The following is a 26,574-nucleotide window of genomic DNA, read 5'->3' as shown; positions in this document are numbered from 1 at the left end:
AGGATTAACTATGATTGCGGAAACCATCATGATCAATGCTGATATGCGCATTACTCCATTACTGCATATGATGGTGAAAATGCAGGCTTCAGACTTGTATTTAACGACTGGAGCCTATGCCTCTTTAAAGGTACGTGGTCAATTACAACGTATTACCCGCGATCCACTGCGTCCGGGTAATATTCGCCAGCTTGCTGAAGAAGTGCTCACCCGCTCAGAAATAGAACAATTTTTTACCCAGCGCGAACTCAATAAAGGACTGACTTTAAAAGATATTGGGCGCTTTCGGATGAATTTATATTTTCAGCGTGGTGAAGTCTCGATGGTTATTCGTCATATTCGCAATCGAGTAGCCAATCCCGATGATTTAGGCTTACCCAATGTGCTTAAGCAAATGGTGATGGGACGTGATGGTTTAATACTCTTCGTAGGAACCACAGGTTCAGGTAAATCGACCTCTATGGCAGCGCTGATCCAATATCGTAACGAGCGCCACCACGGTCATATACTCACCATTGAAGATCCTATTGAATATACCTTCACACACGGACAATCGATTATTGGGCAACGCGAAGTGGGCTTTGACACCTTAAGCTATAGCAATGCTATGCGTGAGGCAATGCGCGAAGCACCCGATATGATCATGGTGGGAGAAGCACGCGATTTAGAAACGATGGATGCTGTATTAGGTTTTGCGGATACGGGGCATTTAGTGTTATCTACGCTACATGCTGCCAATGCGGTACAAGCTTTAGAACGCATTTTGTATATGTTTCCGGGCGATACTAAAAGCCGCCTGTTAATGGATTTATCCTTGAATCTACGCTGTGTCATAGCACAACGCCTAGTCCCCGGCTTAGAAGAAGGTAAAGTACATTTAGCGGCCGAAGTATTAATTAACACCCCCTATGTAGCTGAATTAATTCGCAAAGGTAAAATTAGCGAACTACGTGAAGTGGTAGAAAAAGGCAGTGCCGATGGGATGCAATCTTTTGACTCTGCTTTGCTTCAACTACATCAGCAAAACAAAATCTCGCGGGAGCGGGCCTTAGAGTTTTCAAGTTCTAGAAATAATCTAGAGTGGCAATTGAATTTTGGTGAGTCTGAGTCCAACACTACTAAGCCTCGACCCAAGCACTCAGAAACGATGCCCGTACTAGAAGTAGGCTTAGATGATCTGAGCCATTTTGACGTACTAGAACCTTTAGAGGCTACTTAGCCCTTGCTCTTTGGAAGACCACACCGGTAGGGTTAACCAACGCTTTAAATCAGCTACATTGTCCATCTCATTAGGCTGGGGATGGATACGATTTAAGATCACGCCCGCCACGCTTAGACCACGGCGTTGTAATACCTCAACTGCCATCAACACATGATTGATGCAACCCAATTTATCTTCAGTCATCAGCACTACGGGTAAGCCTAGGCTTTGGGCTAAATCGGCATTTAAACCATCTTCAGCCATAGGCGAATACACGCCCCCTGCACCCTCGACATATAACCATTGACCTTGAGCATGATTTAACACCGCAGCGTGTAATTGGTGCAGTGTGATACTTTGCCCCTCTAAACGGGCGGCACGATCCGGTGCTAGTGCCGCTTTAAACCGATAAGGACAGACTTGCTCTAAGGCACTTGTTGGTAATTGGGCGGCTGTTAATAATTGCCATGCATCGGTTTGGGTGTGATCTAAAGGCCAACCTGACTCGACTGGTTTACGGGGAGCTATAGCTAAACCAAGCGCTTTTAACCTATGAATTAAGCGCGTACCGACATAGGTTTTTCCTACTCCGGTATCCGTACCTGTTACAAAAATACCGCGCTCTTGAGCTAACTCTTTCACCCAAGTATCAAACAAAACATTGTTAGGCATAGTGCTTAGACTGTCCTTTAGCGACGATACTAGCTGCCCACATTAATACTGCGCCTAAAACGGTAATGGCAGCGGCGAGTATGAGTGAGGTATCAAAATGTCCTTGGCGCTCGGCCATCCAGCCCGCAAAGGCAGGTGCTACCACTTGAGCGATACCAAAGCACGCGGTTAGCAATCCCATAATCGTGGTCGGTTTTGATCCCGCCATACGTCCACCGTAAATCAATACCATCGACACTATCCCAATCACTGTCCCACCAAATAAAATCGCACCGACAATAGCCAATAATTCCGAATGACTCACGACGGGCAAAATAATACCCACAGATTGCACTAAATACGCACTAATCAAGGCTGGAAACTCTCCAATCCGTTTAGCCAGTTGTACCCAGAGCCAACAGGAGGGAGCCATCGCTAAGCCCACCACTAGCCAAGCATAATCACCTAAATGCGGAATCGTGGTTTGCTTTTGCAAAATCGATACTAAAAAGGTGGCACTAATCACATATCCCACCCCTTCACAAAAATAGGCAGCCGCAAAGAGTGCTAAAAATAGTTTAGAAATCGGAATATCTTTGGTTTGATTAATCGCTTGTTGTTTTAAAGGATGGATTGACCATTGATTAAAACGTAAGGCGGGAGCACCTAAAATAGCAATCACCAAACCACTGCTAATCCACAGCTCCGCCCATGTTTGCGTACTTTTAAATAACAATACCCAGAGCGCCCCCAGTGCTAAACCCAAACCAATCGCTGAAAAATGTATACTTAAGCGCTGCATGCTTTGTGCTGGAGGGGTAGCTAGCATTAATAGGCTAGTCCCAATAATCATACCGCCCACACTGCACAGACCACTGATGAAACGCATGAGCATCCACAGCCATTCGTTTTGTGTAACACCCATCATGATATTGGTTAGAGCTGCCAAGATAACGGAAACCCGCAATAAGGTTTTTTTCAGCTCCAGACTATGCACTTGTGTGGCGGCTAAGGCTCCCAATAAATAGCCTATATAATTTGCCGAGGCCAAATACCCCGCCCAATCGTCACCAAAACCTGTTCCCTCCTGCATCAGGGGTAATAAGGGCGTATAGATAAAACGTGCTAAACCAAAGGTGGTCAGCAGCGCCGCCATACTAGCCCATAAGGCAAAACGCTCATTAGAAGAGGACACACTAAGCTCCTGATAGCACGTAGGGGATGTAATACTACACCGAGTTGCTCAGGATTTTTAGCTTATTAACAGTGACTTTAGCCTAAAAGGGGATACTTGTTCCGCACCACTTTCACCAATTTTCTCTATAAACTCGTTCTCAGTTATGCTTAGATTCTTTAACTCAGCAAAGGGCTAAATATGCTGGAGCGACACACTGCACACTATTTTCAAATGGGTCTAATGCTCGCTATTATCGGTACTGGGCTATTTGCTTTAAAATCTATTTTTATTAAATTAGCTTTTGCTGAGGGCGTGGATGCGACTACTTTGTTAGCTTTACGCATGATTATTTCAGCACCTTTTTATTTGATAGTATTGCTCTGGTGCTTAAAATCGACTGATAAACTTAAACCTGTGCTACCAGATTGGCTCAAGATTATGGCTTTAGGTTTTATAGGTTACTATTTAGCTTCATGGTTAGATATGCAGGGTTTAACTTATATTACTGCCCAATTAGAGCGCTTGACTCTATATACCTATCCTATTTTTACTACGTTATTAAGTTGGTTAGTATTGAAAGAAGCTATTACTAAACGCGTATGGCTGGCTTTAATACTAACTTATACTGGAGTTTTAGTACTTTATTTACATGAAGCAAAACTGAGTGGCTCGCATGTCACTTTAGGGGTTTTATTAGTGGTAGGCTCGGCATTAAGCTATTCATGCTATGTATTATTCGCCAAACCTTTTATTAATCACTATGGGAGTCGATTATTCACCAGTATTGCTATGCTAGCCTCCGCCTTATTTGTAATCATTCATTTTTTTATTACTCACACACCGACTGATCTATTAGTCACCCCCCTAGTATTGTGGTATGCCACCCTTATAGCCATTGTGAGCACTTTAATACCTACCTATATGATAGCCGAGGCTATTCAGCGTATTGGCCCTGCTCGCACTAGCATTGTGGGCACAGCAGGCCCTATTTTTACTATCTTAATGGCCGTTTGGTTATTAGCTGAACCTTTTGGTTGGTTTCATCTAATCGGTGTGGGATTAGTAATGTGGGGTGTGAATTTATTAGGAAAGAAATAGGTTCACTCACCAATATAGTACTAAAGGTAAATAGGGACGGCAATCATAGCTATTGCCCCTCGTAGCTTTATCAAAGTGAATATCTACACGATGTTCGGCGGCATAGTCATATTTTAACTGTGTCGTATTAAATATCTTTTGCGACTCTACTGATAAATACTCAAATGGAGTCGGTGCATATAAGTCAATTTGGGTAATCTCTTTTAATCCTAAAGCATGATTTAAAGGCTGCTTTTTATTTTCAGCCACTTGATCAGGTCTGGTAGCAAAACTGATAAAAAACCAGAGTGGCTCAGTAAGCTTAATAGGTTCTACCATTTGAATGGATAGGTTGGTAGGTAAATAGGTAGGTTTATAATCAAAGTAGTTAAAACTGGGTTGCTTTTCATCTGGACTCTGTGGGCGAAAGCAAATGCCAAAAGGTGAGAAATCACTGGATGCCGTTAAACGCTCATAAAGTTGAGTGGGTTGAGTCATAGGGTCTTGAGCCTCTAATTCATCAACCAAATACAAAAACTCTAAGAAAGCATTATGAAAAAAGATACGCCGATTAGCAGTGCCTTGTCCTAGGTGACGGTTGGGTGTGCCCTCAGTGAGTCCCAATGCTAATAATGGATCGACTTCAGGAGCATGCTGCTGACAGACTATAAAAATATGATCAAACTCCATTACTAGCCTACCTCTTTAATAATTAATTAAATGAACTTTTTATTACAACCCCATCCTCTAAGTGCTTTTGTAACACATTTGTCATAGTAGGCTGTTTTAATTTTTGCCTTACGCATGACCTTTACGGTAGGGATTACTATGAGCCAATATGATGATCACGACTATTCTAGCCACTTAAAGCAAGCAGATTCTGAGTTTACTCAATTAGTGGAACAAGCGTTGAGCCGTCGCCAATTCTTACGCCGTGCAGGGCTTGCGGGCTTAGGCGCTTTTTTAATGGCAACGCCTTTAACACAAGCCATTGCTGAAGCAGTCAGCAACACTGCCACTACGGCTACGTCTGAAGCTGCCAAAGCAGCGCCTAGCACCTTACTAGGTTTTAAAAGTATTCCAGCAAGTACTGCCGATACCGTAGTAGTACCTGAGGGCTATCAATATCAAGTGCTGATTTCATGGGGCGATCCGCTTTTTTCCGATGCTCCCGAATTTGATCCCAGCGGTAAAACACCTGCTAACGCTCAAGAACGCCAATTTGGCGATAATACGGATGGCATGACTTTTTTCCCGATTGATGATCAACGTGGGGTATTAGCTGTCAATAATGAATATATTAATCCCGAACTAATGTTTGCCCATCAAGGTAAGGAAATGACCGCCGAGGATGTGAAAACGGCTCAAGCCGCTCACGGGGTTAGTATTTTTGAAGTCGTAAAACAAGACGGACGCTGGGTATTAGACAAAACAGGTAAATTAAATCGTCGCATTACCGCTACCACACCGATGGAATTAACCGGCCCTGCCGCAGGTCATGAGTTACTAAAAACCAGTATGGATGCTACAGGTACTAAAGTACTTGGCACTATGAATAACTGTGCAAATGGTTTTACCCCTTGGGGCACTTATTTAACTTGCGAAGAAAATTTTAATAATTACTTTGGTACTGCTGACGAAAAGTTTGAGCTTAATGATCAAATGAAACGTTATGGGGTTGATGCTAAAGAAATGCGCTATCAATGGAGCAAATTTGATGAGCGTTTTGATATTGCTAAAAATCCTAATGAAATGAATCGTTTTGGTTGGGTAGTCGAAATAGACCCTATGGATCCTACCTCAATCCCGAAAAAACACACGGCTCTTGGTCATATTAAACATGAAAATGCCGAAGTCGTGATTAACCCTGATGGACGTTTAGTCGTTTATATGGGTGATGACGAACGCGGTGAGTATTTATATAAATTCGTTTCTAAAGGTCAATATAAGGCTGAAGATAAACAAGCGAATAGCAAGCTTCTTGATGAAGGAACGTTGTATGTTGCCCAATTCAATTCCGCCAACAATGAATTAAAAGGTCAAGGCGCATGGATTGAATTAACCCACGGCAAAAATGGCTTAACTAAAGAAAATGGCTTTGCTGATCAAGGTGAAGTCCTAATTAAAACCCGTCAAGCAGCTACTCAAGTGGGCGGTACGACTATGGATCGCCCAGAGTGGGTCGCTGCACATCCCGATGGAAAAACGGTATTTTGTACCCTAACTAATAATAAAAATCGTGGCAAAAAAGACAATCAACCCGTAGATGGTGTCAATCCTCGCGCCGAAAATCCTTATGGTCATATTGTACGTTGGATGCCCACTAATGCGGATCACAGCGCTAATACATTTGATTGGGATTTATTTGTGCTAGCGGGTAATCCTAATGTGCATAAAGAAGGTTTAATGGCAGGTAGCGCTAATATTAATCCTGATAATATGTTTAATAGCCCTGATGGTATTGGTTTTGATAAAGACGGGCGCTTATGGATTCAAACCGACGGTAATTACTCTAATAAGAAAGAATTTGAAGGCATGGGTAATAATCAAATGCTCTGTGCTGATCCTAAAACAGGTGAAATTCGCCGCTTCTTAACCGGACCCGTTGCTTGTGAAATTACCGGACTAACCTTTACCCATGACTACACAAGTATGTTCGTCGGTATTCAACATCCGGGCGAAGATTTAGAACCCTCACATTTCCCAGCCGGTGGCGATAGCAAACCACGCTCCTCTATTATTGTCATTACCCGCACCGACGGCGGCATCATCGGCGCATAAGCTCACTTTCCTACCTTCGTCACTCTTGCACGGAAGAGTCGACTTAAAACCCACTGCCTAGGTAGTGGGTTTACCTTTTAAACCTAACGCACGACCTGCTTTAAAATCTCTTGGTGCTCTTCGGCACTTAAACGCGCACCATAAATCGATACCATTTTACTCGCCGATAAACTGGCTAAGCGTCCGGCTTGTTCGTCGCTTAAATCATGAGTCACACCGTATAAAAACGCACCTGCAAAAATATCTCCTGCACCATTAGTATCTACGGCTTTAGTCGGTACTGCTGCAATATCTAAATGGTGATCACCATTTACTACTAATGCACCTTTTGCCCCACGAGTAATCACCATCTTTTTCACCAAGGGATGTAGACTCTGAACCGCCGTCATCAAGTCAGGGGTGTTGGTAAAGGTTAGTAATTCTTCTTCATTACAAAATAATAAATCCAAACCATCACCCATCATTTCTTGCAAACCCGCTTGGAAATATTTAGCCATGGAGGGATCGGAAAAGGTCATGGCTATTTTAATATGATTATCGCGTGCTACTTGGCGAGCTTTCATCACAGCATTACGTGACACATCAGAAGTCACTAAATAGCCTTCAATATAGAGATACTCAGCCGCTTTTAATTCATCCAAAAATAAATCACGCTCCGATAAATCCGAGGTAATACCCAAAAAGGTATTCATAGTGCGCTCGGCATCTTCTGTGACCATCACCAAACATTTACCTGTAACACCTTGTACATTGAGTTCATTTACCCGCGTTTTCACTCCGGCTTTTGCTAGATCAGAGGCATAAAACTCGCCCGCTTCATCCTGAGCCACTTTGCAGGCATAAAAGGTTTTACCGCCGAATTGACTGATGGCAACAATACTATTGGCGCCAGAGCCGCCCCCAGTACGCTTTTTCAGACCAAAAGTTTGTTGTAGATTCGCTAATAACTCATGCTGACGGGGTTCATCGATCAAGGTCATAAACCCTTTTTCAATCCCATTTTGAGCTAGAAACTCATCACTGACTTCAAATTCCTTATCCACTAAAGCATTACCTAGACCATAAACCGCGTATTTCATGTAACTCATTCCAAAACATTTGTTAATGCCGCTCTTGTACCGTAAGTCCCTAGCGTTTTCCAGCTTTTCACTGCCAATATCTGTTAAACTGCCGCCCTATTGAGTTATTGCTATGGGTTGGGAATGCTATCGGTTGTTTATATCACCTTAAATGCGGAGCGTTACTTGGCGCAGAGCCTTGAGCGTAGCCGCTTGCTTACTGATGATATTGTGATTGTGGATTCGGGTAGCACGGATCAAACCCTAGTCATCGCGGATCAAGCCAATGCCAGAATCATTCATCAACAGTGGTTAGGTTTTGCGGCTCAAAAACAATTCGCTATTGACAACGCTTGCTATGATTGGGTGTTGTTTTTGGATGCGGATGAAGTATTGAGTAGCGAGGCGATACAAGAGATTCTTGACTTATCCACTAAGTTATCCACAGGGAGTGAGTATGCCGCCTTTAGTCTGCCACGCCGCAATTGGTTTCAAGGTAAATGGATTCAACAGGGTAGTTGGTGGCCGGATCGTGTCGTGCGTCTGGTAAACCGTACCCTTGGTCATATGAAACCCGTACCGGTACACGAATGCTGGCAAACCACAGGACGCATTGCTGAATTAAAATCGCCCTTAGAGCACTATTCTTACGCTAATTTTAGTGAACTTATCCACAAGGCAGATCGTTACTCCACGCTGGCGGCTGAACAACTATTTCAAGCAGGCAAACAGGTGAGCACTTGGAGTCCTTTGTGGCATAGTATGGCGGCTTTTATACGCTTATTTATCCTCAAACAAGGTTTTCGTGACGGCATTGAAGGGGCAGCTATTGCCTATACCACCGCACTGGCCTCATTTATGAAATATGCCAAATTACAAGAACTATGGCGCAACACAAACTCTTAATTGTTAAAACCTCATCGCTCGGTGATGTAGTGCATATGCTACCGGCGGTGACCGATATACATACCCGCTTTCCTGATTGGCAAATTGATTGGGTAGTAGAGGAAAATTTTGCCGAAATTCCCCACTGGCATCCGGCGATTCATCAAGTCTTTCCGGTCGCTATTCGGCGCTGGCGTAAAAGTCTATTGGCTAACACTACCCGACGAGAAATTAGTACCTTTAAGCAGCAACTGGCTAACACTCAATATGATGTGATTCTCGATGCACAAGGATTAATAAAGAGTGCGCTGATTAGCCGCTGGGCTAGGGGTAAACGGGTAGGTTTCGATTTTGCCTATGCGCGTGAACCACTCGCTAGTTTGGCGTATCAGCAACGCCTAGCGGTGGGTAAAAGTGATCATGCGATTAAACGCAATCGACTACTAGCAGCGGGGAGCTTAGATTACTCCATCAGCGATATGCCACTTGATTATGGTTTGCAACTGCCCCCTAAAACACTACCTACAGAACGTTATATCATGGCACTACATGGCACTAGCCGCGTGGATAAGGAGTGGCCTATAGACCAATGGCGTGAGTTAGTGAAAGCTTTACAAGAGCTTGAGCTAAAGGTTTATCTGCCTTGGGGTAATACACGCGAACTAGAGCGGGCTAAGGCATTAGAGTCTGAATATTCTACTGTGCAGGTATTGCCGAAAAGTAAGCTCACTGAACTAGCCTACTATATTGCAGGCGCTCAGGGAGTCATCGGCATGGATACGGGCTTGATGCACTTAGCTGCTGCCTTAGGTAAAAGCGGAGTGGCACTCTATCCCGCTACTTATCCAGCCTTGACTGGCGTACTGTGTGCCACTGATTGTAAAAGTAAAATGAGTTCTGTGGCTGGAACCCATACTCAAGATACTGCGCTGGTATTACAAACCTTAATCACCAATTTAGCTATTCAGACTTAGTGCTATCGCGCGATTTAGCCTCAAAAGGAATGACCGGATCTTGGCGAATGGTTTTGCGGCGGCGCTCTTGTTCTGGGGTAGGAAACTCATCTCCTTTACGCTTTTTATCGCGGCGTGAGCGCCACCATAAAAATCCAATCAACCCTAGCGCCCCCAAACCAATCACATAGGAAATAGGAGAGGGTGGCGGCACAGTACCATTATTACCCCATAAAGGCTTAGCAGGCTCTGGAGTGGTGAGTTTCAGCTCTTGAGCCACGGTAGGTTTAGTACCCTCTTTAGTTGTGTTAGGAGGAGTACTAGGTGCTACTAAAGGCTGGGGTGTATTACGCACATCATTAGTGGGCTGCATAGTAGCATTGGGCTGATTTACAACAGGCTCTTGTGCCCATACCCCACTTTGTTGCTCAGTCGGAGCTACTAGCTTATTAGCGGGGGGACTCTCAGGGCTAGCTATTACTGGATTAGGTGTAGGCTGTACCGTCGGATTTTCAGAGCTTGCGTCAGTAGGACTGGCAGGCATAGTCGGATTTTCAGAGCTTGCATCCGTAGGACTGGCAGGCATAGTCGGATTTCCCACCTCAGCTAGAGTCAATTGCGGAGTAGTTTGAACTGGATTAGTAGTATTAGCTGTATTAGTAGAGCTAGCTCCATTAGTGGATGCTGTGGCAGTACTATTAGGCTTAAGCTGTTGTACTAATTGTTGATTTTCCGCGTATTGGCGCTTAATGGTTTCGCTGGCATTTTTTAAAGTGGCTTGCAAATTGCGAATATGATTATTTTTTTCTTCCAATACTGACTCTAAATCTGCTACTTGAGCGCTAAGCTTTTGCACTTGGCGGGCAATTTCAATTTCTTGCGCAGTGGGCTGAGCAGGTGTTGGTGTCGGTATATTACTCGCCGTACTCACTGCCACTACAGGAGCTGGAGTGACTGGCGTTTGGGTTTTAGTAGCGGCTAATTGTTGGCGTAAGTTACGGGTTTGATTTTTGGCACTGGCTAGTTCACGACTTAAAGAGCTAACCTGTTGCTTTAGGCGCTGAATTTCTGCTTCTTGCTGACGACGTACTTTGTTATCTACCACTACTACTGGTTTTTCGACGACTTTAATGATGGTACGAGGACGAGTCACGCTGTCTCGTTTGGTCGTTGCCAACTCCGCACTGTTTTTATCTGAACCTCCTGATGCTTGCCATGCTTGATTATGGTGTTTGGTAGTGCGCACTGCTTGCACATAGGAGGTGGAGCGCATTTCAGCGAGGGTAGGCAGTTGGAGAGTGACATTATGTTTTAAGGCATTGATATTGGCGCTTTCAAAGGCTTGCGGATTTTTGCGGTATAGCGCTAGTGCGACCTGTTGCACACTAATATCGTGGGTGGGTTTAATACGACTCGCAATGCTCCATAGGGTTTCTTGATCCCGCGTGGGGCCATAGGTGGCAGCGCTCACAGTCACAGACAGCCCAAGGCTAAGGATTAAGGCTAGGGTGATTAGGATTCGGTTCATACGAGTCATCAGCGTGGCAAGGATTAATCAAAGTAGAATAATCTACCTTATATAGCTCATAAAACCTATCGCTACCTAAGCTTTGCACCGCACTAAGATTAACTGCTTAGATCAACCGATGGGTGCGGATGGAGTATATAACTCCTTTTATCACAGGCTATGTGACTCTCTGAAACTCTAAGGGCACGCATAGCCTGCTCCAGCTCCCCATGCTCGAAGGAAGGCTCGAACTTACCCCTTTCCGCTCCAGACACTCCTACCTTAGCAGCCAAGTTAGACCAGTTCTTCAACGGGGTCGTAACCTGAAAGCAATGAAAGGCATTATGTTACTGGTTGTCATACCCCAAATTCTGCCTCAGACCAGCCGCTAGGTTTAGCCCTCTTCAGTAATAATTTAACAACTACCTTAGCCCTATATTTTCAGCATAGGACTAAGAGCTTAGCTTAAAACCAGATGAAGGACTTAAGAAATTAGAGTATAGAAACCATAAGCGTTTAAAAAATTTTAATTATTAATTTAATATAGAGCTACTAACTACTAACCAAATGGTTTACGAAAAATGCTATTTGGCCCTCCCCATATTCCATGCTTTTCAATATCTTTAATATCTATATGGAATGCCTTATCGCCAAGACGAGGTAGTCCAACTTTCACGAGAAATTCATCAGCAATCACTTTTAATGGTAGCGCGGCAAAGTCAAGTGCTCCCTGTAAAACAACTTGCTCATCACTTAAGTTAGTACTTTCGCAATCTTTAAAAAACTCCTCTGCTCCTCCATCAACAACCTTTTTAAACTCACCATAATTATCTTTAATATATTTTGGAGTATATTTGTATTCAATAGCTTGCCAAGTTTTTTCTTGTATAGTATTTCTTGCCTTATGACATGTTCCTGTTGCTGCATAAGCAGATGTAGTTGTTACTAATGTTATTACAACCATTGAAACAATACTAATAAAATTCTTCATAAAATCCATCTCCGTATAACTTCTAGTTTAAACAGTTAAGGTATATTTAGTATTTAACCTTAGATATGAACTATACGCGCTTTAAAAAGTACTACTACGACAAAACCCGACATAGAGTGTTTCAGGTTTTCTTGGTTTTCCCTATACTTAACCTCTTATTCCTTCCTCTTTTATCTAGGAGTTAGCGCTTATGAAAGTCAATGGAGACGCCTTTAAAAAAGCCCGTGAGGAAATCCGTAAAAATACAGCTCGTACTAGAGGAACGGCTAGCGAACCCCAAGTAGGTACTCAAGAATGGCTGGCGGCTAAAACAGGGCTAAGCTCACGACTGATTCAACGTCTTGAAAAAGGCGAGGCTAGTATCGAAACAGTCGATAGTGTTGGAGCTGTGCTTAAAATCAATGGGCGTGAACTAATTGAGGGCTACGGAGAAAACTACGTACACCTTCAGGCATTAGGTTGCATTAACCTGAGACCCGCTATGAGTCCTCGTAAGTACCCCGAAAAATTTGGTTATAGTGCTCTAATGCTAGTAGTTGATCCATTAACACTAATCTGTAAGGACGATGATTTTTCCAGTTATCAACTTAATACTATTAAGGCTCGTTTGAACGTTGCTCAAACATATATTGAATGGGAGTGGGCTTATCGAGTCTTATTGGTGGATAGTGACGAAAAAGACTGGTTAGCTATTGAAGAGGAGCTAAATAGCAGAAAATTGATTGCACCTACGACACTGCATATACCCATTATGTTTAAACAAAGCAACCCTATTGCCTTATCATGGGCTGATTTTTTAGAACAAGCTCAACAAGCCACCGACTCACTCATCAAATTAGAAATAACAGCCTATTTTGATAATTTTCATAAAACCCTCAAAATAGGAATTTCTACTGAACTGTTAAAACATTATATCACTCAAGGCAAAATCAAATATAATAGCTTTTGGCCTTATTATACGCAGTTAAAGGCTATGACTTGGATAAATTAAGGTACATTTGAAGTAGTTAAACAGGGATTATCAAAGGCAATAACTCCCTCTTCTCGCTGATTAGGACGGTAGTTTTCGGGACAAATATTTGAATAGATACGTTTACTTTCACTTGATAAAAGCTTTGTGATGGTCTGAAATTTCTCAAGGCTTACTAAATCCTTTCTGGAGCGAATTTCACCTAATTGTTGCAATGCCTCTAAATCTGCTTGGTTAAGCAATCCTCGATCTACTAACTCTTGGTAAGTTACGTTATTATTAAACTTGATTTTAAAATCTAATTCGGTAATGGTATGTTGTTGATCTGATACTTTACTTTGTTCTTTTTTAGTTGAAGGATTTTCTGTGATTTTGACTCCTACAAAAGTGCTAGAATGAGTAGAAGTATTATCTGTTGCTGCCTTTTTTGATTGGTTGGCAGTGACTTTAGCCGCCTTATCCGTAAAGCTTAAAACCTTAAAACCCCATAGTAATACATCTGCGTGAGCATTTAGGGTGAAAACCATTAAGCCCATACCAGTTACGTTTAATAAAGCATTACGCATTTTAGATTACCTCCTTTATGACACAACTTATGGCACTACCTTAACGCTATTAGTGCTCTAATAACATACCTATAACCCGACAATATATTTGTCGGGTCAATTAAGTCACAGTTGAGAATGAACCGTCTTTAAATGTGTGGCTTGCAATTTCTGCTGGTACTTGGGTGCTAATACATATTTAGCCTTACCAATACCTCCTTCATCATTTGGCACAATCACTCCATCTTTTTCTAGACGTAACAGCATTTGCTCCGCCATAGCTTGGCGTTGTGGCTTGCCTAAAGCAGAGGGTTTTAAACCCAATAGGCTAGCTTGATGTCGAACTATTTCAGTCACTACATCAGTCACTGGACGCACAGTGGGACGCACTTCACCATGCTCAATACGGTCGCGCACCTCGGCATACAACACCTTAAAAAAACGCTCTTGAGTAATATCTGTGACCTTGGCAGAGCTTTCAGAGGCCGTATTATGAGCAATATGACTCGCCTCCTCCGCATAGGCACTATTCATATTGGCAGCGCGTGCCTGATCTAATTCATCCAAGCGTTGTTTACGCTCTGGTGTTACATAATCTAAATAATCATCGCGCAACTCATTCCCATAATCACGCGGAATACCTTGCTGACTCACTGGATTGTTAGCGGCAGGTTCTATTAAGGCTCCGGTTGAATCACGCCCTAATAACCACAAGGCTTTTTTGTGGTTAGCCACAAAATTTCCCACAAAATGAAAGGCATATTCAAATGTACCAATAATAATAAAAGAGAAAATAAAGGTCGCCCAAATAGCCGTTACCCCTAAACCCTCTTTAATTAAACGAATAATGGCGTAATGTTTATCCTCGTCATACTCCAAGGCTTTCGCTTGTTGCACCGCGCTGGTCAAAAGCGAGGCTCGACTATGATCAGCTAATTGTACTTGAGACTGTAACGCCATTGCTTGGCGCTGATACTCCGCAATATAGCGATCTAAAGTATTATGCGAGTACTTCACCGCTGTATGGTTGGCATTTTTTTGTGCCTTTAAATCCTGCCAATAGCGTAATTGTGATTGAGCTTCAGCATAAGCTTTATGTTGAGGAGTTACTGAATTAAGTTGTGCGCTCACCTGCCCAATACTTTGCACGGTGGCCTTAAATACTTCTGAATTTTCCGAGCGATGACGCACGGTGACATCCTCCCGCTCCATTGATTGAGAAATTTCAGAAAATAGCCCAAAGAACACCACAATAAAAGTAGCAATAATCGCTGCGGCCCCTTTATAACCACTGGAATATAAGAAAGCCTGTGCCGCTGTGATAACAGCCGTAATGCCTAACCCTAAAGCAGCATTCATCCACTGCTCCAGCGTCCAATTTTCGGGATGCATATCACCGCCGACAAAATATTTCACTACAAAGAAGGCAGAGGCCAAGAAGGCTGCCACGGCTGCAATCAAAAGCCAGCTCTGCGCTTTCTTTAAATCCTCGACAATATCGTGTAGCGATTTAGTATTAATAATCTCCGTAGGTCGATCTAATTTGGTATTTGTATGCCAATGCGTCATAATTTTATCTCCTGTAAGCTCTTTGTTAAAAACAGGAAGCCGGTACGAAGTGAGTTGCCGCTTACTTCGTACTTTTTCATTTCATAGCATCCAGCCCGCCAATAGTAATAAGGTGGCGGTAAACCAGATCAAATGACCATCCGCCTTTAAACTATAAGCCGCCATAATGCCGCCCAATAAGCCCAATCCGGTCACTACTTGCGGTAAGTGCAAGGCCATTTGATCAAGATTATTAATGTCCTCCATGCCGGGTAATAAAATCAGCAACATCCAAATCAGGATAGCTGCTGCTGTAATAATGCCCCGTGTAATCCCCCACCAACCCAAGCCCTGTGAGCTAGTAGGCGGGAGAGTTGGAGTCAGTAGATTAGGGTTAGATGGTAGTGTATTGATACTCATGCGTTAGCCCTCCTTTAATAGCATGAAAACCTATTAGCCCTGTTGAATCAGTAAAACCTTAAACGACTGGTTTAAGACCATTTACGGAATAAACCCACCATTTTACCCTGTACCTGTACGCTTTCAGCGGGGTAAAACATGGATTCATAGGTACGGTTTTCAGGGCGTAACTCTACGCGCCCATCACTGAGGTAATAGATGCGTTTTAAGGTAGTTTCATAGTTGTCGATGAGAGCCGCGACTACCTCGCCATTGCGTGCATACTCTTGGCTTTGGATCACTACATAATCACCATCCATTACACCAATATCGATCATCGAGTCGCCTCTGATCAGCAAGGCGTAACGATCTGCACGCACTAGCACATCGTTGGGACTAATAATGCGTTCATTTTCTACCGCTTGAATAGGCTTACCGGCTGCAATCTGTCCTAGCATCGGTAATTCAATTTCCATGGCTTCATCGGGCAATAGATAGGCTTTTTTACCCGTACACGCGATGAGCGTACCTATACGAATTAAAGCCTGTACATGCTCATGTACGGTACTTTTACTGGTAATATTTAGCTCACCTGCAATCTCATCTAGGGTGGGTTGCCGCCCCCATTGAGCCGTGAGTTTTTTAATGGCATCTAAGGTTGCCAGTTGTTTTTTAGTCAGGTTATTGGTTGACATTGTTAGCCCCTTTGCTTAAAACCGAACAAAACACGAACTAAATATACGCCATATGAGAAGCTTTGCCTAGTCAAAAAAACAAAGCTTAAGCCACTGATTATTCGGTTTTCCAGAGTTGACTCGATGCTGAACCTTTACTACGGGCAGAACGAAGCTCAATACCAATAGTGAGGATAACGTCGCAAAGGTGAGAGATTATTGATCAGCAAAGCAATGAGCAACAGAAGTATCAAGCTTTCTATTACTGGGTGTAATACATACCAATAGCCTAGCTCGTGAATTTTATGACTACCAATAATAGCCGTCAGTGCTGTTGCTCCTCCGGGGGGATGGGTAGTTTTAGTCAAGTACATTAAAACAATAGACACCGACACCGCTAAAGCAGCTAATAGCCACAGCGGAGCAACCACATATTTGGCACAGGTTACACCCACTAGAGCACCGATAATATGCCCACCCAATACATAGCGCGGCTGAGAGAAGGGAGCACTAGGCGACCCATAGAGTAATACCGCCGTCGCGCCAAAAGAACCAATGATAAAAGTACCATCTTGCTCAGTAAAATCGGTATAGGTTCCTAGCCACCCTAATAAACCTATACCAATGAAACCACCCAACCACGAACATAAGGCATTGCGCCAGTGAATAGGATGGGGTGATGAATTGCCACCACCGCGCATCTTAGAAAAATAGTTTTTTAGCCAACTCATCACTACTTGCCTCTTTTTGGTGCAAGTATACCGATAACTACGTGAATCTATGACTATCTCTTATGTATTAGCTGCGCCGTTTAGCTTTAGCACGTCGCGCCTGACGTGACAGTTTTTGACGAGCCTCACGTAGTGCTTCAGCACTAGGTACTTTTTTAGCAGTCGCTACCACTTGAGTGTTGGGCTGCTGTACTTCTTGGGTGCTTTGCTCTTGGCTTTGAGTTTGAGTCTGGGTTTGGCTCTGAGTCTGGGTCTGAGCTTGTCCATGAAACATAGGACCATAGCCTTTTTCACGGAACCATTTGGTAATAATAACCTTTTTACCCTCCTCAACGGGCATACCATGATGGAGTGAATGGCGATTAGGCGTGCCATCGCTATGTAGATTATTCCACACCACTGCCATACCTTGTTGAGGATAGAAAGTTTGCCCAATATCGACAAACTTAGTCCCGCCCCCTTGTGGCGTATTATTTAAATACACCATAAAAGTCCAAGTACGCTGTCCCATTTCTCCGGCAAACTGCTCATATACATTGGTATTCGGCGCGAAGTAATCGTGGTGTGCTTTGAACTCCTGACCAATATCATAACGTTGCACTTGAATCGGCTCAGAGTAAGGCAGGCAAATGCCTAAGGTCTGAGAAATTTTCTCATCAATATATTTAACAAAAGCGGGATCCGAGACTTGGGTAAAATCACAGGTTTCGCTAGTACGAAAACGCTCATCACCATTGCTATGCGTCACTTGCGAGGGTTTTAAATGCTCCTCCGATACGGCGATTAAGTGTTCACACTCCTCAGGGCTTAAAAAGCTTTCAATGGTGTACAGTTGTAATAAATCGTTATCAAAACGCTTAGGTGTTAAGTCTGGTGTGAATTGGCATAACGGGGGATTAGCCAAGGCTAAATAATCAATATCAGTATTTTTAGGATCTAAGGTTTCGGTCGCTTCAATGCCTGTGGGATAAGCCTCGCCCATCATGGCTTTAATCACTGCCACACTAAAACCATGCTCACGCATAATCTTATATAAATCGCTGGGGGCGCAGCGACGCTCTAGATTGTGTTGTACCCAATTTAACCATTCGGGGTCTAAATGCTCAGTAGTCATGTTTTATCCTCTTATCATCATTATTACTATGGTTAATAGTGTCGCACATTTGCCAGTACGATGTTGAGTAGTGACGGATTAAACAGATGGACGGAATTATTCGGGGTAGCTAACGTCTACTTTAATCGGATAACTGTTTCGCTCCATCTAATAGGAACTTAGCACTCTTGCAATCGTCTAAATTTGCATTACCGGAAAAGCCGTAAAGCCCCTTCCTTCAGGCGGGGATATAAGGCTATCGGCGACGGCCGATGAATGTTATACTTCTTCAAGTTGGTTAGGCTGTTGCTGCCTAACTCCTCCTGTCTAGTAGTTCTACGGGGACAGGGTGAAGTAAGAGAACTAGCATCGTTCTCCCGTTCGGACATGGACGGCTGTACTAAGGAATCCCCTTCCTTTAGAGAGGGGTGGATGTCAAACTAATGCCATTCTGTTTAACCTAATAGCTGCTTGCACAGCTCAACTATAGGAGACACCCATGCAATATAAACTCGTAGGATTCGCTCACTAAGTAGCCTTTCTGCTAGCGCCGGAAGACAACTTAGTTTGAGCTTTATAGATACTCATTAAGTACTGTCATTCGGTGTGCGTGTTTACCTTGCAGGGTAGTCAAAAAGCCTCGGATGACACTGTTTATCCGGGGCTTTTTTATTTGCCCCACGGATCAATGCATAAACAAGGTTAAATGTTTATATGCCGATTCAATTAGAAATCAATCAGGGCAAAGTTCCAGTCAAGGTCTATACCGCTGATATTGATGCAAGTGCGCTCCAGCAACTCCATAATTTAGCGCAATTGCCCTTTATCCACTCGCATATTGCCGCGATGCCCGATGTGCATTATGGCATTGGTGCAACAGTAGGTTCGGTCATCCCTATGAAAGGGGCGATTATTCCTGCTGCGGTCGGGGTCGATATTGGTTGTGGGATGAATGCCGTGCGTTTGTCTCTGAAAGCCACCGACTTACCCGATAACTTAGCCAAAATTCGCAGTGCAATTGAGGCAAAAGTTCCGGTCGGTTTAGAGCAGCACAAAAATGAAGTCACTCAAGCCGCTACACTCAAACAATTAGCGCATCATTTACAGCCTGTGACAGATAAACATCCGGGGCTGGTCAAAATGATTAATAACTTTGAGCGCACTTGGTCGCGGCAAGTCGGGACTTTGGGGGGCGGTAATCATTTTATTGAGATTTGTCTTGATGAAAGTGATGACGTGTGGATTATGCTGCATTCGGGTAGTCGTGGGATTGGTAATGCCATTGGGCGTTATTTTATTACCAAGGCACAAAAAGAAATGGGCCAGTTATTAGGTACGTTACCGGATAAAAACTTGGCTTATTTTGAGGAAGGGACTGAGTATTTTGATGATTATATTCAAGCGGTGGGCTGGGCGCAGGATTATGCGATGGTCAATCGCCGTGAAATGATACGTTTAGTACTCGATGCATTAAAACCACATGTACCTGTATTTACTACGACTAAAGAAGCGATTAATTGCCATCATAATTATGTGGAGCGTGAGGAACATTTTGGCGAGCAGGTTTATCTTACTCGTAAAGGTGCGATTAGCGCTCAATTAGGGCAATTAGGCATTATTCCGGGCAGTATGGGGGCGAAATCCTATATTGTGCGCGGACTCGGTAATCAACAATCGTTTTGTTCGTGTTCGCATGGTGCAGGACGCGCTATGAGTCGCACGGCAGCGAAACGGAAATTTAATACTCGTGATTTAGCGGCACAAACGTCTGGTGTAGAGTGTCGTAAGGATAAGGGAGTATTAGATGAAATTCCGGGGGCGTATAAGGATATTGATCAGGTGATGGAATACCAAAATGATTTGGTGGAAGTGGTACATACTTTAAAACAAGTGGTTTGTATTAAAGGGTGAAGAAACCCCACCCCGCCCCTTATCAAGGGAGGGGGTAAGAGGATACTGATTAAATTTATTGAAGGTGTTTCTTTCTCCTTCCTTGATAAGGGGAGGTTGGGATAGGTTTATTTAGGTGTGTTTGATTAGTTAATGAGGATAGTTATTTATGAATAAGCCAAGAGTACGTCATCGTCGTATTAATCCGATTGCTCGTGAGCCGATTTTGCGAAAAGGGGGCGAGCATAAGGTGAGTAAGGGCGGTGAACGCCAACAAGCGAAACAAAATTTAAAACGTCAATTACGTCAAGAGGCTGGGGCTTCCAGCCTCTCTGACCAAAGCCTGTGTGCTTGATCTGCTTTCGTGCCTCTACCCCAATCTGCTCTCGAATATCCTATCTCTATTAGTCAATTCTGCTTTAAATGACCGTTGGTCGGCTGTATAATTACATGTTACTCCCCAGTAGTTACGGACTATACCCATCAGTACAACTTGTTGTTCTGCTATGCTGATTCCAACTGGTTCTGTTATGCGAAAACTTTTTGTCTAATTGAGTGGGCTTAGTTTGTTTATAAAATACTCTTAGGTAATAGAGGAAAATATCATGAAGATTTTTGATCGAATCGATATTCAAGAAATAAATGGCTTTCGAGAGCTTTTCGCATGGGACAATGAGAAAAATGAAGCTTATCTACTCAGAAACCCTGTAATAAGCTCTGAATCTAGTATATTTACTGGATACCGTGTCTCGATAAACTCTATTAAAAAAAGATCAGCTTTTTTAGATGAGCAATCAATGAAGCAGTTCTGCGATGAGTTTATGAAAAAAGCTTACGAGTTAAATACGGAAAATCACAAGAAGAAATATGATCTGCCCTTATTCACCTAACAAAAGGCTAGGCTGTTGATTTTTAATGTAGATCGGACTTGCCAAAAATATAGCTAAAAATCCATTAATTGAGGATAGAATAACTTATGATTTGTCCATTTTGCTTGAAAGAATTTAATCCAAAAGGCTATAAAGTTCACGTCATTTTTTGTGCCACTAAAACAACAGCCTCCAAAGCTCCATCAAATAATACTAAAGCTACCCTTAAAGCATTTGGTATTATTGGAAAACTTGGAAAGTTTCTAAGGTAACTGATATTGTACCAAATATAAATCTAGCGCTCTGTTTGTTACAGCAGACGCAGACAAAATGATAATACCGGCTATGCTTTTCAACAATAGTATTGATACATGTGGCAATAACATCAATTTACAGCTCAAATTTTTTACCCAACACGCCAACCATACGCTCCGCCACTAAAGCAAAGCCACTATGCCGCTCAACAAGGCTTTGCAATAACCCCATCTGGCTTTCAATTGCAGCCTCTACCTCACCCTCAATCTGCTCAATCCTTGTTAAACTCAACCCACAATGTTGACGGGCAAATTGATGCAGCATTTTACGCTTAGCCCAACGTTTTGAGCCATTTAATAATAATGCCATCGTATCATTAGGCAAATAAGGTACAGTGCTGACAATATCAAAAATAGGCGCTAATTTACGCACAATACTAGGTAATACCCCACTATGATAATCCACCAAAGACGAATACAACACGCCACTATTTTTTAAATGAGCATCCCCATTACGTACTCGCACATTTAAATAAGTCAGCTTATAAAAATCCGCTAAAGCTTGAGTTTGATAACTAGGTGAAACAAATTGGCGAATCGTATGGGTACAAGCCTCTAAAGAACTATCATATTTAGCCTTAGTCCCTTTGCCCTGCAATACACCAAAATCCTCAAAACCTAAAGCTATACCCTCAGGTGTTAAATCAAAACGCTCAGTAATCAGTAATTTTGCATTATCACTTAAATAAAAATGTGGGACTTCCAACCCCGCCGCTCGCGCAATACTCAAACATACATATTCATTACACGCTAAATGGGGGTAATCCTCCGCCCACGTTTTCACAATATAATGCCCTAATGGTAAAGTGAGATGCTGTTGCAAAGGCATGAGTACTTTAGGCTGCACCCCCGCCACCCCCGAATAAGTCGCATAACGTGCCAATAATTGCGCGAATAAATCATCATCAGTACTACTAATTAATTGATCTAAAGTTAAGGGCTTTTCTGTCAATGCAGGCAAAGGAAGCCCCGCCACACTATAAGCTAAACGCCCAATTTGATGACGACCGAGTAAAGCCAATAAACTTAAATCATTACTACCATACTGCTTTGCCGTCATCTGCTCCAAAGCCCAACGCAATGCACCTTCAGGCAAGTTCATCTGAAAAATGGGGTGCAACTCAGGATATTGGTAGCTAGCTACTCGTAGCGGCATAGAAAGAGAGAGTGCTTCGGGTGCATGGGGTTGATAGCTAAATGCATGTTGGTGCGCGTCTTTTTCAAGCCGACCGGTAAATATTGGTTGAGCATCGTGACCTAAATACACATCAATCTCAGCCATATAGACCTCGCAACTCGTCTAGTGTAGGTAGACTTTTATCACGACTACAAAGCTCTTTGCCCAATACATTCAGCACCAACTCTACTTTGCGAATCCCTAAATCAGGGTAGTTATTACGCTCTAATGCGCCAATCGTAGTGCGATCTAATCCACAAAGATCAGCTAATTGCTGTTGAGTTAAGCCTTGAGCACGGCGGGCTTGGCGTATGGTTTGGCTCAGTGTGTCTAACATGATGAATATATCTATCAAAATCGGCATATAGGCTAGTATTGATGAATATGTACATCATTACAAGTGGGTATTCATAGGTTAACTACGGTGATGCTTTGTACTCCTGCTGGTCGGCTGTATAATTGTGGCTAAATCCCAAGCAACAAGGTAAGGTTTTTATGAACACAACTCGCTATATCACTGTACTAATTCTAACTAAAACCAATACTTAGAATTTTTCAATGTAACCTGCTGCTTATAACTCACATATGAAACATATTCGCCAAGAGCATAGAACGGGCTGCGGCATTGCGTGTGTTGCAATGCTTTGTGGTATTACTTACAAAGAGGCAATGAATATGGCGGTTAAGGTCTTTAATTGGGGAGTATCTCAAAAAACTTTTTATACAAGTAGCAACCAGCTTCGGAAACTGCTGATTGAAATGAACATTCCCACTCTTAAAGGGCGGTCAGTGCGCAAGTGGTCATCAATATCCGATACAGCAATTATTGGCATAAACTATAATAAGAAAAACAACTCTTGGCATTGGGTAGTTTTTTGTAGAGAAGAACAAAGAGAGTATGTTCTTGATCCACAGTCTAAAAGAGAAGTCAGAACAGATTTTGGTCGTATGCGCTTAAGATCATTTATTCCAATAAAACTATAAACTCTCTCACTTTAATAGTGTGATGCAGTTTTTAAAAATCACGAACCACCAACTATTTGTACACCTCAAGAACTTATACAGGGTTAATATTATGTGGCAAGATCCCATTATCCAAGAAACACGTCATTTACGTGATCAATACGCAGCAACGTTTAACCATGATATAGATGCACTATTTGAAGATATTAAAAAAAGACAAGCACAATCTAAACGCAAAAAAGTTTCTTTTCCCCCTCGCCCAGCGGTGATCATCAAGAAGTCAGCATAACATTATACCACTCTGCGTATTCATCATTGGGCACAACTTTCTGCTGGAGTGGTGCTTTATGCAAGCCCGAAACCAAACGCGCTACACTTAGACCTCCAATCACCCGTTTAGGAGTCTATGATGCGTCGCTTAGTCCTAATGTTGACTCTATTGTTTCTCCCAATACTCACCCATGCCGAAACACTCAAACTCCAAGCCCAGCCCATCGTCACCGGTTTAAATCACCCTTGGAGCATGGCCTTTTTACCCAATGGTGAAATCTTAGTAACCGAGCGCAACGGTCAATTACGCCGCATTCAAGACGGCAAGCTACTTCCTCAACCTGTCAAAGGGCTACTACCCTTTAGAGCCTTTGGGCAAGGTGGATTATTAGGCTTAGCCCTCCATCCTCAATTTGCTCAAAATCGCTGGCTCTATTGGACCTATACTGGAGCAGGTCAAGGGGGCTACAGCACTCACCTTGCACGCGGTAAATATCAAAACGGTCAACTCACCGAAGTACAAGAGCTTTTCAAAGCCACCCCTAAATCTAATGGTCCGGTGCATTTTGGCGGGCGTATTCTGTTTGATCGCCAAGGCTATTTATATCTCGCACTTGGTGAGCGCGGTGAACGCGATAATGCCCAAGATCTGTCTAATCATTCGGGTAGCGTGATCCGCCTCAAAGACGATGGTTCTATTCCTGCTGATAATCCCTTTGTGAATACCCCTAATGCTAAACCAGAAATCTATAGCTACGGACATCGCAATCAGCAAGGCGCTGCGCTGCATCCGCAAATGGGAGAGCTTTGGACACATGAACACGGTCCACAAGGGGGCGATGAGGTAAATCGTATTCAAAAAGGGGCCAACTACGGCTGGCCTATTACTACCTATGGACGAGAGTATTGGGGAGGACGTATTGGTGTGCCACGCAAAGCTGGGCTAACCGATCCGATACATTATTGGGTTCCCTCCATTGCGCCCTCAGGCATGGTGTTTTATACCGGAAATCGTTACCCCAACTGGCAAGGAAGCTTAATAGTAGGCGCTTTAAAACTTGAGCTATTGGCGCGTCTAGTGCTGCAAGGTAATAAGGTCATCAAAGAGGAGCGCTATTTAGAGGGGCAAATCGGACGTATTCGTGATGTGCAACAAGGTCCTGATGGTTATTTATATGTGTTAACCGATGAATCAAATGGTGGTTTATATCGGATTGAGTTAGCACCTTAGTGCAGGCACTTCATGACGTTAATACTATTTTCAGGTAGGATGCACGTTCTATTAGTTACTCTCGCTGAAAAAGGATTAGCTCCATGTTGTTAATTCCCGCCATTGATCTTAAAGATGGTAAATGTGTGCGCTTACGCCAAGGGCGTATGGATGACTCGACCGTATTCTCTGATAGCCCCGTCGATATGGCGGCACGTTGGGTCGAAGAAGGCGCACGTCGCTTACATCTCGTGGATTTAAATGGTGCGTTTGAGGGTAAACCGATTAATGGCGAGGTAGTAAAAGCGATTACTGCCCGCTTCCCACGCATTCCCGTACAAATTGGGGGCGGGATTCGTGATGCAGCCACCATTCAAGCTTACTTAGAGGCTGGCGTGCAATACTGCATTATTGGCACGAAAGCGGTACAAGACCCACAGTTTGTGATTGATGTATGTAAGCAATTTCCTAATCACATTATTGTCGGTATTGACGCGAAAAATGGTATGGTCGCCACCGATGGCTGGGCCGAAGTCTCGCGCGTTTCCGCGATTGAATTAGCTAAGCAATTTGAACAAGCAGGCGTGAGTGCCATTGTTTATACCGACATAGCCCGCGATGGCATGATGCAAGGCGTCAATGTGGCTGAAACGGCTCATCTAGCGCAAAGCATTAGTATTCCAGTCATTGCCTCCGGTGGGGTCACTAATATGAATGATATTAGTGCCTTATGCGCTGTTGAAGATAAAGGTGTCATGGGAGCCATTTTAGGGCGTTCGATTTACGAAGGCACGATTAATCTTAGCGACGCGCAACGTTATGTTGACGGCATTAAGGGGTAAATCATGGGTCTAGCTAAACGTATTATTCCTTGCCTCGATGTTGATAATGGGCGCGTGGTGAAAGGGGTAAACTTTGTCGGGATTCGTGATGCAGGCGATCCGGTTGAAATTGCTGCGCGTTATAATCGCGAGGGTGCGGATGAAATTACCTTTTTAGATATTACCGCCAGCTCCGATGACCGTGAAACGATGGCGCATATGGTCGAGCAAGTCGCTTCACAAGTATTTATCCCGTTAACAGTAGGGGGCGGGATTCGCAAATTAGACGATATACGCCGCATGTTGAACGCAGGCGCGGATAAAGTGTCTATTAATACTGCTGCCGTTTTTAATCCTGATTTTGTGCGTGAGGCCGCTGAATACTTTGGTTCGCAATGTATTGTGGTGGCTATCGATGCTAAACGTGTTAACCCACCTAATGAAGCGCCAAAATGGGAAATTTTCACTCATGGTGGTCGCAAAGGCACGGGAATTGATGCTTTAGCATGGGCTGAAAAGATGGTTGAATTCGGAGCAGGTGAACTATTAGTCACCAGTATGGATCGGGACGGAACTAAAAGCGGCTTTGATCTAGAATTAATGCAGGCGCTAAATGAGCGCGTCAATGTCCCCCTCATCGCCTCAGGAGGTGTGGGCAATCTACAACATTTAGCCGATGGTATTTTAACCGGAAAAGCCGATGCGGTATTAGCCGCCAGTATTTTCCACTTTGGGCAACACACTATCGGTGAGGCAAAAGCATTTATGGCCGAACAGGGCATTGAAATGCGCCTATAACACTTATTACAAGAAACGGAT

General features: G+C 43.3%; 28 protein-coding genes. 14 read left to right on the top strand and 14 right to left on the bottom strand.

Annotation, left to right across the window (positions count from 1 at the left end; all coding sequences use genetic code 11):
- Window positions 1-10: 10 nt before the first annotated feature.
- Window positions 11-1,219: a PilT/PilU family type 4a pilus ATPase gene (locus tag IPL34_RS05335; protein WP_296838788.1), complete on the top strand. Its 1,209-nt coding sequence runs from the start codon at window positions 11-13 to the stop codon at window positions 1,217-1,219.
- Here IPL34_RS05335 and bioD read toward each other — a convergent pair.
- Together bioD and IPL34_RS05325 are read right to left on the bottom strand one after the other, a co-directional pair.
- Window positions 1,205-1,873 carry a dethiobiotin synthase gene (bioD, locus tag IPL34_RS05330; RefSeq protein ID WP_296838784.1) on the bottom strand — a complete coding sequence of 223 codons (669 nt, stop codon included), beginning with the start codon at window positions 1,871-1,873 and terminating at the stop codon, window positions 1,205-1,207. The two genes, IPL34_RS05335 and bioD, sit on opposite strands and share 15 nt — an antisense overlap.
- Window positions 1,866-3,047: a YbfB/YjiJ family MFS transporter gene (locus tag IPL34_RS05325; RefSeq protein WP_296838781.1), complete on the bottom strand. Its 1,182-nt coding sequence runs from the start codon at window positions 3,045-3,047 to the stop codon at window positions 1,866-1,868. The genes bioD and IPL34_RS05325 overlap by 8 nt, the downstream gene beginning before the upstream one ends.
- A 180-nt stretch (window positions 3,048-3,227) precedes the next feature.
- Here IPL34_RS05325 and IPL34_RS05320 point away from each other — a divergent pair, with 180 nt between their 5' ends.
- Window positions 3,228-4,127 carry a DMT family transporter gene (locus tag IPL34_RS05320; protein WP_296838779.1) on the top strand — a complete coding sequence of 300 codons (900 nt, stop codon included), beginning with the start codon at window positions 3,228-3,230 and terminating at the stop codon, window positions 4,125-4,127.
- A 6-nt stretch (window positions 4,128-4,133) separates the two neighbouring features.
- Here the strand turns inward: IPL34_RS05320 and IPL34_RS05315 are convergent, their stop codons facing one another.
- A complete protein-coding gene (locus IPL34_RS05315) occupies window positions 4,134-4,796 on the bottom strand; it encodes a VOC family protein (RefSeq protein WP_296838776.1) in 663 nt (220 codons plus the stop codon).
- Between the two features lie 138 nt (window positions 4,797-4,934).
- Between IPL34_RS05315 and IPL34_RS05310 the strand changes: the two genes are divergently transcribed.
- Window positions 4,935-6,887 (top strand): PhoX family phosphatase, encoded by a 1,953-nt coding sequence (locus tag IPL34_RS05310; RefSeq protein ID WP_296838772.1) that lies wholly within the window; start codon window positions 4,935-4,937, stop codon window positions 6,885-6,887.
- Window positions 6,888-6,970: 83 nt separating this feature from the next.
- Here IPL34_RS05310 and IPL34_RS05305 read toward each other — a convergent pair whose 3' ends face one another.
- Entirely contained in the window at window positions 6,971-7,966 is a 996-nt protein-coding gene (locus tag IPL34_RS05305) for an adenosine kinase (RefSeq protein ID WP_296838768.1), read from the bottom strand.
- Between the two features lie 123 nt (window positions 7,967-8,089).
- Between IPL34_RS05305 and IPL34_RS05300 the strand changes: the two genes are divergently transcribed.
- Together IPL34_RS05300 and waaC are read left to right on the top strand one after the other, a co-directional pair.
- A complete protein-coding gene (locus tag IPL34_RS05300) occupies window positions 8,090-8,851 on the top strand; it encodes a glycosyltransferase family 2 protein (RefSeq protein ID WP_296838766.1) in 762 nt (253 codons plus the stop codon).
- Entirely contained in the window at window positions 8,830-9,804 is a 975-nt protein-coding gene (gene waaC / locus IPL34_RS05295; RefSeq protein ID WP_296838763.1) for a lipopolysaccharide heptosyltransferase I, read from the top strand. The genes IPL34_RS05300 and waaC overlap by 22 nt, the downstream gene beginning before the upstream one ends.
- On the opposite strand, the gene IPL34_RS05290 is transcribed toward waaC, so the two are convergent.
- Entirely contained in the window at window positions 9,791-11,311 is a 1,521-nt protein-coding gene (locus IPL34_RS05290; protein ID WP_296838761.1) for a FimV/HubP family polar landmark protein, read from the bottom strand. The two genes, waaC and IPL34_RS05290, sit on opposite strands and share 14 nt — an antisense overlap.
- A gap of 538 nt (window positions 11,312-11,849) precedes the next feature.
- Entirely contained in the window at window positions 11,850-12,281 is a 432-nt protein-coding gene (locus IPL34_RS05285) for a hypothetical protein (RefSeq protein WP_296838758.1), read from the bottom strand.
- A 190-nt stretch (window positions 12,282-12,471) separates the two neighbouring features.
- Here IPL34_RS05285 and IPL34_RS05280 point away from each other — a divergent pair, with 190 nt between their 5' ends.
- Window positions 12,472-13,272 (top strand): hypothetical protein, encoded by an 801-nt coding sequence (locus IPL34_RS05280; RefSeq protein ID WP_296838756.1) that lies wholly within the window; start codon window positions 12,472-12,474, stop codon window positions 13,270-13,272.
- On the opposite strand, the gene IPL34_RS05275 is transcribed toward IPL34_RS05280, so the two are convergent.
- From IPL34_RS05275 to IPL34_RS05250, 6 genes are all read right to left on the bottom strand, one after another.
- Window positions 13,269-13,817, bottom strand: a complete 549-nt coding sequence (locus IPL34_RS05275; protein ID WP_296838754.1) for a hypothetical protein — start codon at window positions 13,815-13,817, stop codon at window positions 13,269-13,271. The genes IPL34_RS05280 and IPL34_RS05275 overlap by 4 nt on opposite strands.
- 105 nt (window positions 13,818-13,922) lie before the next feature.
- Complete coding sequence (locus tag IPL34_RS05270; protein ID WP_296838753.1) at window positions 13,923-15,365, bottom strand: hypothetical protein; 1,443 nt, start codon at window positions 15,363-15,365, stop codon at window positions 13,923-13,925.
- An 81-nt stretch (window positions 15,366-15,446) separates the two neighbouring features.
- Complete coding sequence (locus tag IPL34_RS05265) at window positions 15,447-15,764, bottom strand: hypothetical protein (protein ID WP_296838752.1); 318 nt, start codon at window positions 15,762-15,764, stop codon at window positions 15,447-15,449.
- Window positions 15,765-15,835: 71 nt separating this feature from the next.
- Window positions 15,836-16,438 carry a transcriptional repressor LexA gene (gene lexA, locus IPL34_RS05260; protein WP_296838750.1) on the bottom strand — a complete coding sequence of 201 codons (603 nt, stop codon included), beginning with the start codon at window positions 16,436-16,438 and terminating at the stop codon, window positions 15,836-15,838.
- Window positions 16,439-16,593: 155 nt separating this feature from the next.
- Window positions 16,594-17,148 carry an HPP family protein gene (locus IPL34_RS05255; RefSeq protein WP_296838747.1) on the bottom strand — a complete coding sequence of 185 codons (555 nt, stop codon included), beginning with the start codon at window positions 17,146-17,148 and terminating at the stop codon, window positions 16,594-16,596.
- Window positions 17,149-17,215: 67 nt separating this feature from the next.
- Complete coding sequence (locus tag IPL34_RS05250) at window positions 17,216-18,262, bottom strand: 2OG-Fe(II) oxygenase (RefSeq protein WP_296838745.1); 1,047 nt, start codon at window positions 18,260-18,262, stop codon at window positions 17,216-17,218.
- A 693-nt stretch (window positions 18,263-18,955) separates the two neighbouring features.
- On the opposite strand from IPL34_RS05250, the gene IPL34_RS05245 reads away from it, so the two are divergent.
- The 3 genes from IPL34_RS05245 to IPL34_RS05235 all read left to right on the top strand — a co-directional run bounded on the left by IPL34_RS05245 (window position 18,956) and on the right by IPL34_RS05235 (window position 21,021).
- On the top strand, window positions 18,956-20,152 hold the full coding sequence (locus tag IPL34_RS05245; RefSeq protein WP_296838743.1) for an RtcB family protein: 1,197 nt from the start codon (window positions 18,956-18,958) through the stop codon (window positions 20,150-20,152).
- A gap of 148 nt (window positions 20,153-20,300) precedes the next feature.
- On the top strand, window positions 20,301-20,486 hold the full coding sequence (locus IPL34_RS05240; protein ID WP_296838741.1) for a hypothetical protein: 186 nt from the start codon (window positions 20,301-20,303) through the stop codon (window positions 20,484-20,486).
- Window positions 20,487-20,736: 250 nt separating this feature from the next.
- The gene (locus IPL34_RS05235; protein ID WP_296838738.1) at window positions 20,737-21,021 is read left to right on the top strand and encodes a hypothetical protein; all 285 of its coding nucleotides are present in this window, start codon (window positions 20,737-20,739) and stop codon (window positions 21,019-21,021) included.
- A gap of 369 nt (window positions 21,022-21,390) precedes the next feature.
- Here the strand turns inward: IPL34_RS05235 and IPL34_RS05230 are convergent, their stop codons facing one another.
- Both IPL34_RS05230 and IPL34_RS05225 read right to left on the bottom strand, forming a co-directional pair.
- Complete coding sequence (locus tag IPL34_RS05230; RefSeq protein WP_296838735.1) at window positions 21,391-22,596, bottom strand: type II toxin-antitoxin system HipA family toxin; 1,206 nt, start codon at window positions 22,594-22,596, stop codon at window positions 21,391-21,393.
- Window positions 22,589-22,828 (bottom strand): helix-turn-helix domain-containing protein, encoded by a 240-nt coding sequence (locus IPL34_RS05225; RefSeq protein ID WP_296838732.1) that lies wholly within the window; start codon window positions 22,826-22,828, stop codon window positions 22,589-22,591. The genes IPL34_RS05230 and IPL34_RS05225 overlap by 8 nt, the downstream gene beginning before the upstream one ends.
- Before the next feature lie 248 nt (window positions 22,829-23,076).
- On the opposite strand from IPL34_RS05225, the gene IPL34_RS05220 reads away from it, so the two are divergent.
- From IPL34_RS05220 to hisF, 5 genes are all read left to right on the top strand, one after another.
- Window positions 23,077-23,475 carry a cysteine peptidase family C39 domain-containing protein gene (locus tag IPL34_RS05220; protein ID WP_296838729.1) on the top strand — a complete coding sequence of 133 codons (399 nt, stop codon included), beginning with the start codon at window positions 23,077-23,079 and terminating at the stop codon, window positions 23,473-23,475.
- Window positions 23,476-23,566: 91 nt separating this feature from the next.
- Window positions 23,567-23,743, top strand: coding sequence for a hypothetical protein (locus IPL34_RS05215; protein ID WP_296838726.1), 177 nt, complete (start codon window positions 23,567-23,569; stop codon window positions 23,741-23,743).
- Window positions 23,744-23,860: 117 nt separating this feature from the next.
- On the top strand, window positions 23,861-24,955 hold the full coding sequence (locus IPL34_RS05210) for a PQQ-dependent sugar dehydrogenase (RefSeq protein WP_296838723.1): 1,095 nt from the start codon (window positions 23,861-23,863) through the stop codon (window positions 24,953-24,955).
- 83 nt (window positions 24,956-25,038) lie between these two features.
- Entirely contained in the window at window positions 25,039-25,776 is a 738-nt protein-coding gene (gene hisA / locus IPL34_RS05205; protein ID WP_296838720.1) for a 1-(5-phosphoribosyl)-5-[(5-phosphoribosylamino)methylideneamino]imidazole-4-carboxamide isomerase, read from the top strand.
- Between the two features lie 3 nt (window positions 25,777-25,779).
- Window positions 25,780-26,553 (top strand): imidazole glycerol phosphate synthase subunit HisF, encoded by a 774-nt coding sequence (gene hisF, locus IPL34_RS05200; RefSeq protein WP_296838717.1) that lies wholly within the window; start codon window positions 25,780-25,782, stop codon window positions 26,551-26,553.
- The last annotated feature ends 21 nt before the right edge of the window (window positions 26,554-26,574 follow it).

Origin of the sequence: Thiofilum sp. (assembly GCF_016711335.1) — a bacterium.
Lineage (GTDB): Bacteria > Pseudomonadota > Gammaproteobacteria > Thiotrichales > Thiotrichaceae > Thiofilum.
This window is presented reverse-complemented; position numbering and strand designations above follow the sequence as displayed.

Coding starts and splice junctions, on each gene's coding strand:
- IPL34_RS05255 (WP_296838747.1), bottom strand. CDS start 17,148: ATGAGTTGGCTAAAAAACTATTTTTCTAAGATGCGCGGTGGTGGCAAT.
- bioD (WP_296838784.1), bottom strand. CDS start 1,873: ATGCCTAACAATGTTTTGTTTGATACTTGGGTGAAAGAGTTAGCTCAA.
- IPL34_RS05290 (WP_296838761.1), bottom strand. CDS start 11,311: ATGAACCGAATCCTAATCACCCTAGCCTTAATCCTTAGCCTTGGGCTG.
- IPL34_RS05220 (WP_296838729.1), top strand. CDS start 23,077: ATGAAACATATTCGCCAAGAGCATAGAACGGGCTGCGGCATTGCGTGT.
- IPL34_RS05305 (WP_296838768.1), bottom strand. CDS start 7,966: ATGAAATACGCGGTTTATGGTCTAGGTAATGCTTTAGTGGATAAGGAA.
- IPL34_RS05235 (WP_296838738.1), top strand. CDS start 20,737: ATGAAGATTTTTGATCGAATCGATATTCAAGAAATAAATGGCTTTCGA.
- IPL34_RS05310 (WP_296838772.1), top strand. CDS start 4,935: ATGAGCCAATATGATGATCACGACTATTCTAGCCACTTAAAGCAAGCA.
- IPL34_RS05265 (WP_296838752.1), bottom strand. CDS start 15,764: ATGAGTATCAATACACTACCATCTAACCCTAATCTACTGACTCCAACT.
- IPL34_RS05275 (WP_296838754.1), bottom strand. CDS start 13,817: ATGCGTAATGCTTTATTAAACGTAACTGGTATGGGCTTAATGGTTTTC.
- IPL34_RS05210 (WP_296838723.1), top strand. CDS start 23,861: ATGATGCGTCGCTTAGTCCTAATGTTGACTCTATTGTTTCTCCCAATA.
- IPL34_RS05315 (WP_296838776.1), bottom strand. CDS start 4,796: ATGGAGTTTGATCATATTTTTATAGTCTGTCAGCAGCATGCTCCTGAA.
- IPL34_RS05225 (WP_296838732.1), bottom strand. CDS start 22,828: ATGTTAGACACACTGAGCCAAACCATACGCCAAGCCCGCCGTGCTCAA.
- IPL34_RS05240 (WP_296838741.1), top strand. CDS start 20,301: ATGAATAAGCCAAGAGTACGTCATCGTCGTATTAATCCGATTGCTCGT.
- IPL34_RS05215 (WP_296838726.1), top strand. CDS start 23,567: ATGTGGCAAGATCCCATTATCCAAGAAACACGTCATTTACGTGATCAA.
- lexA (WP_296838750.1), bottom strand. CDS start 16,438: ATGTCAACCAATAACCTGACTAAAAAACAACTGGCAACCTTAGATGCC.
- waaC (WP_296838763.1), top strand. CDS start 8,830: ATGGCGCAACACAAACTCTTAATTGTTAAAACCTCATCGCTCGGTGAT.
- IPL34_RS05270 (WP_296838753.1), bottom strand. CDS start 15,365: ATGACGCATTGGCATACAAATACCAAATTAGATCGACCTACGGAGATT.
- IPL34_RS05245 (WP_296838743.1), top strand. CDS start 18,956: ATGCCGATTCAATTAGAAATCAATCAGGGCAAAGTTCCAGTCAAGGTC.
- hisA (WP_296838720.1), top strand. CDS start 25,039: ATGTTGTTAATTCCCGCCATTGATCTTAAAGATGGTAAATGTGTGCGC.
- IPL34_RS05285 (WP_296838758.1), bottom strand. CDS start 12,281: ATGAAGAATTTTATTAGTATTGTTTCAATGGTTGTAATAACATTAGTA.
- hisF (WP_296838717.1), top strand. CDS start 25,780: ATGGGTCTAGCTAAACGTATTATTCCTTGCCTCGATGTTGATAATGGG.
- IPL34_RS05300 (WP_296838766.1), top strand. CDS start 8,090: ATGCTATCGGTTGTTTATATCACCTTAAATGCGGAGCGTTACTTGGCG.
- IPL34_RS05280 (WP_296838756.1), top strand. CDS start 12,472: ATGAAAGTCAATGGAGACGCCTTTAAAAAAGCCCGTGAGGAAATCCGT.
- IPL34_RS05335 (WP_296838788.1), top strand. CDS start 11: ATGATTGCGGAAACCATCATGATCAATGCTGATATGCGCATTACTCCA.
- IPL34_RS05320 (WP_296838779.1), top strand. CDS start 3,228: ATGCTGGAGCGACACACTGCACACTATTTTCAAATGGGTCTAATGCTC.
- IPL34_RS05230 (WP_296838735.1), bottom strand. CDS start 22,596: ATGGCTGAGATTGATGTGTATTTAGGTCACGATGCTCAACCAATATTT.
- IPL34_RS05250 (WP_296838745.1), bottom strand. CDS start 18,262: ATGACTACTGAGCATTTAGACCCCGAATGGTTAAATTGGGTACAACAC.